General features: G+C 32.7%; 6 protein-coding genes. 1 reads left to right on the top strand and 5 read right to left on the bottom strand.

The genetic code is table 11. The annotated features are described in order from the left end of the window. Positions 1–461 precede the first annotated feature (461 nt). Both ACIQZG_RS24310 and ACIQZG_RS24305 read right to left on the bottom strand, forming a co-directional pair. Positions 462–713: a phage holin gene (locus ACIQZG_RS24310; protein ID WP_402758715.1), complete on the bottom strand. Its 252-nt coding sequence runs from the start codon at positions 711–713 to the stop codon at positions 462–464. Between the two features lie 92 nt (positions 714–805). Then, complete coding sequence (locus ACIQZG_RS24305) at positions 806–937, bottom strand: hypothetical protein (protein ID WP_402758713.1); 132 nt, start codon at positions 935–937, stop codon at positions 806–808. A gap of 229 nt (positions 938–1166) precedes the next feature. Between ACIQZG_RS24305 and ACIQZG_RS24300 the strand changes: the two genes are divergently transcribed. Beyond that, complete coding sequence (locus tag ACIQZG_RS24300; protein ID WP_402758712.1) at positions 1167–2117, top strand: alpha/beta hydrolase; 951 nt, start codon at positions 1167–1169, stop codon at positions 2115–2117. A 448-nt stretch (positions 2118–2565) separates the two neighbouring features. Here the strand turns inward: ACIQZG_RS24300 and ACIQZG_RS24295 are convergent, their stop codons facing one another. From ACIQZG_RS24295 to ACIQZG_RS24285, 3 genes are all read right to left on the bottom strand, one after another. Next, the gene (locus ACIQZG_RS24295; RefSeq protein ID WP_402758710.1) at positions 2566–3126 is read right to left on the bottom strand and encodes a GNAT family N-acetyltransferase; all 561 of its coding nucleotides are present in this window, start codon (positions 3124–3126) and stop codon (positions 2566–2568) included. Positions 3127–3211: 85 nt separating this feature from the next. Beyond that, on the bottom strand, positions 3212–3394 hold the full coding sequence (locus ACIQZG_RS24290) for a transmembrane Fragile-X-F protein (RefSeq protein WP_402758708.1): 183 nt from the start codon (positions 3392–3394) through the stop codon (positions 3212–3214). Positions 3395–3591: 197 nt separating this feature from the next. Then, positions 3592–4005, bottom strand: coding sequence for an RNA polymerase sigma factor sigma-70 region 4 domain-containing protein (locus tag ACIQZG_RS24285; protein WP_402758706.1), 414 nt, complete (start codon positions 4003–4005; stop codon positions 3592–3594). Positions 4006–4745: the final 740 nt, after the last annotated feature.

The raw sequence follows: 4745 nt of genomic DNA, 5'->3' as shown, positions 1-4745 counted from the left end.
ATATTTAGTATAACGAGATTTTTTTGTGAAATGAACAAAAAACCCCGAATAGGGTCACTTTTTAAAGTGTCCACTATTCGGGGTTCAGTTCATATATTGAGTACCTAGGCTTTGTTATTTATTCATCCTTGCTACTTTTATAAATACTGATACGGTTGTTCACAGTGACATTTATGTTCATAATTGTCGGTAAGACACATGCTAATATCAAAAGTATAGTTGTTAGTTTTTTCATCATTCGCTCCTTATCTAAATAAAAAGTCTTATTCTCTACATTACTTCTTCATAAAAAAACGATTATCCTTTCAAACTACATATTTTTGCAAATTAAAAACAAGTTTCTATTAAAGCTATCTTGGTCTTTGTCGTCTACACAGCTACCACATTTGCTAGTTTATCTGTCTTTATTTTATTAGCGCCAGCTTGTACGTCCGAAACTATTTTTCCACAGATTGTTACCATTATTTATCCTCCTTCAAAACATCACGTGGTTTGTTATATTCAAAAGCTTGATTACTATCGTTAGCACCTTGTGTTGTTGGATCAATCACAACACCAATGAGCACTAAAAAAGCAAGCACAGTGCTAAATAAATCTGTCGCTTGCTCGTTATAAATTGTAGTATCGTACACAAACAATGCTGCTACTTTTTGCACTAGCAAAAATGCCAAAGTAAATAATGATACAAAAAATGGTTTGTGTTTTAAACGTATTTTCCAGTTGATTTTCGTAATTTTTCATACTCCAAAGATTGAATTTTATAAAGCTATAAAAACCATTCCTACAACACCATCGATTGCTGCAGCTAAAAAGAATCCTTTGATTTTGTCGCTGTTATGGTACATTTTTCAATAAACTTTTCAATTAACTTCACACTTGAAACTCTGTCATATACAATCGGCTTAATCGTTAATACGTCTTTCAGGCTTAACTTCAAATTGCTTCTCCAATTCTAAATCACCCACTCTATCAGTAGTAACCTGCTACACCTACCTTGCTCATTCAATCATACAGGACGTTTTTTGATTAGACCAAATTAGAGCAATTAAATATCAGTATTACCACCAAATAGATGAGTATTATAGAATATATTTTCCATAGACAATTAGTATCTACTACTGATAGTATATACTAGCAACAAATCATAGTTAACAGGAGTGGTAAGCTTGACAAAGAAAAAGCTCATAATAACATCATTTATAATAATTGTAATTTTATTAGCGAGTTTAATAGGAGTCAGTAATTATTTCTATAACCTTGCTGTAGCAAGGAGTGGGCCTAAAGACTTCATGAATAATAATCCTGATTTAGAGTTATCTAGCGGTGTAACGCTTAGAGATGAAGGTGGAAAATGGTTAGATAACACACCTTTAGAAGAAATCGTCATTACATCTAACGATGATCTAAAACTAAAAGGGTATTACTTTGAAGCTAAAGTGCCTACTAATAAAACTGTTATTATTGCACATGGGTATACAGGAAAAGCAAAGGATATGGCTCGCTTTGCTAAATTCTATCAAGAAAAACTTGGCTATAATGTACTAATGCCTGATGCACGTGGTCATGGAGAGAGTGAAGGTGATTATATTGGATTTGGATGGCCAGAAAGAAAAGATTATGTACAGTGGATTAATTACATAATAGAGAAGAATGGAAAGGACTCTGAAATTTTACTTCATGGTGTTTCAATGGGAGGCGCTACAGTATTAATGACTAGTGGTGAGAATCTCCCAAAACAAGTCAAAGCAATCGTAGAGGATTGCGGTTATACAAGTGCTGAAGGTGTGTTAGAGTATCAGCTTAAGCGTATGTATAATTTACCTGGATTTCCTATAGTAAATAGTACAAGTCTTCTAACAAAATTGAAATCTGGTTATACATTTTCGGAAGCCTCAGCTTTAGAGCAAGTAAAAAAAGCAAAACTTCCAATTATGTTTATTCATGGTGAAAAGGATACCTTCGTTCCTTTTGAAATGGTCTATGAATTATATGAAGCTGCAAATACAGAAAAAGAGTTATATGTTGTACCTGATGCCGAGCATGCTAATGCGTATGACATTAATCCAGCATTATATGAAGAAAAAGTAACCAACTTTGTTACCAAGTATATTAAATAATATTTATGTAAAATTGCAGCCGTTTACTATAGTTTCAAGCAAGAACATATTGGATGTTAATCCTAGTAAATTAACCATAAAGATTAAACTTGTAAAATATTGTTGTTAGTTTAAACGATAGTATAGACATCTTCTCCTCATTTTCGATTGAAATAAGGCACATTATATGATGCATATCTCTTAAGAAATCAAAAAAGGACCAGCTAGGCTAATAAGCTTTGCTGGTTTTTTTAAATCACATTATCAATATTTAATAAATTTTTACAGTAATAATTTTCTACCACCTGCAAAAAAAGACCTATTCGACTTTTTTAGCCTCACTGGTCTTTGGTGTAATACTAAAAGGCTACATTCATCTCTTCTGCTAAAAGAATCTACTGAAATTCCCTGCTCATCTTCCTCACTGAGTAACAACCACTTTTTAAAAAACAGCAAAGTTTTTTAAGCTTTACTCATATTCACTTTTTAATTTAGAGAAAATAGCAAGATCGACATATTTCCCTTTCTCAAATTCATGTTGTCTTAAAACACCTTCTTTTTTAAAATTTAATTTTTCCAATAATTTAATTGATGATTTATTTTCTGGTTCAACTTTCGCTTCGATTTTATTGATATTCATCGTCACAAAGGCAAAATGAATAATACAATTTAGTGCTTCTTTCATAACACCCTTCCCCCAATAAATTGGATTTAAATCATAGCCGATTTCTATACGATTATGAGCTCTTTCATAATTTAAAAAACCGCATGTTCCAATAACTTTTTTGGACTCCGCTTCCTCAATTACCCATCTTAAACCCATCTGTTCTTTGAAAATTTTATCATACCAATTCAATTCATTGATTGCATCTTCTATAGAAGTAAATGGAGTAAAGGGCATATATTTAACTACTCTCTCATCTGCATAAAGTTCAAAAATATCACGACAGTCACTTTCTAAAGCTTTACGAATAATGAATCGTTTCGTTTTCCATTTAGGAAAGTCGGTAAATGTGTACTCTAAATACATAATAGCCCTCCTGAATTAACATATTTTAACCATTATAGTAGCATATGCATTAGAGATTCATTTGAAATCTCTTGCAAAAAAACAACTATTTACGTTTTTTTACTGCTACCACAGCAATAATAACCATCACTATCTTTATAATTATTAACAAAGCGTAGATACTAAAGGAGATAATCGATGGTAATAGCACTAACCACCACGACCATGCAATTACTCCCGTTAGCTTTAAAACTATAAATACAATTGTTAATACTTCTGCAATCCCCATATAGTTACCACCTCTACTAATTCAGTAAATATTCATCCAGTAATTAGAATTTTATATTAAAACATTAATATATCTCTGCTAATTTGCCTAATAAAAGGCCACGCCAATCGCAATTTAATTTGCGTTATTTGTTTTAGTACAACAAAAAGACACCTAGCCATTCCGCTAAGCGCCTTACAAAGGATAGATTTTTCAGACTATAAATTGTCTACATACATTGCCCGCTCACTGTTCCCAGCTACTTTGTTATTACATACTACCATACGAATATGGCTATACGAGTAGCCAAGAATTTCTGCAACCTCCATATATGAATGACCGTCAATGAAACGTAACTTGGCAATCTTATATGGTAATCCTTCGAGCTTTTCTATGTTCAAACGAATTTCTTCTTCGATCACTCTATAATAATCAAGCTTCCCCTGCAGCTGGTGAATACGCTTAATCAAACGATCGCTACGCTCAATCGAGATATCTAGTCCATAATGACGAAGTGGCAAGTGCTCACTCTTCCCATTCCAAAACTTATGATCCTCCTCCAGCATCTCAATCTCAGCCTTCACACTATCAATAAACCGAACTAGATCCGCATAATTTTTCATAACCTCCACTTACCCTCGCCCCTTTGCCATTTTTCGATTTCATCCAAATAACGTCAAGGACATTTCTTGAATTACGAACTTCTTACACACATATCTTTCAATCAATTCAATAAAAGCCCTCTTCAAAGAATGTTCTCTTTTTCTTCATCTATCGTCATTTCTCATTTTTGCCCATTCATTGCACTTCAATACATAGACTGGTGCACTATACACCTTCCAAAAATCCAATGCCATCAATCATTCACTTTTTATGAAATAGAAAAAGAAGCACCGACAAAACAGCTACTTTACCTGTCAGTCAGTGCCTCCAATATTAAATGTTTGCTATATTATCTTGAAAGTGAATGGGCGAATTTTGCATAAAATGTTGAAAAAGTGCCTTGTTTATTACCACTTACTTCCGTTTAAAACATATGGGAATTATCAAGTTATTTTAACGGTATGATTGATTTATTTTATACTATCTAAGAAAAATGACGCCAAGGTTTCCCTAGAATTTACGTAAATCGAGAGCAATATCAAATGAAAAGAAGGTGCAAAAAAAGAGTGAACATTTCTTAGAAATACATTAGAATGGCCTAACCGTATGATAAAAAATTAATGTATATTGAATATATGGATCTTATGGTTATTATTCAAAAAAGACCAGGTTCACAATTAATGAACTGAACCCTATAAAGTAGACAGTTTAATAAAAGACCATTTGCTACATTAAACAGCGATTAAATGACTTCGGTATGCTGCCGGAG

The organism is Lysinibacillus sp. NPDC096418, assembly GCF_044762775.1.
Lineage (GTDB): Bacteria > Bacillota > Bacilli > Bacillales_A > Planococcaceae > Lysinibacillus.
The sequence above is the reverse complement of the archived record's forward strand: the minus strand, read 5'-3'. Positions and strand labels throughout refer to the sequence as shown.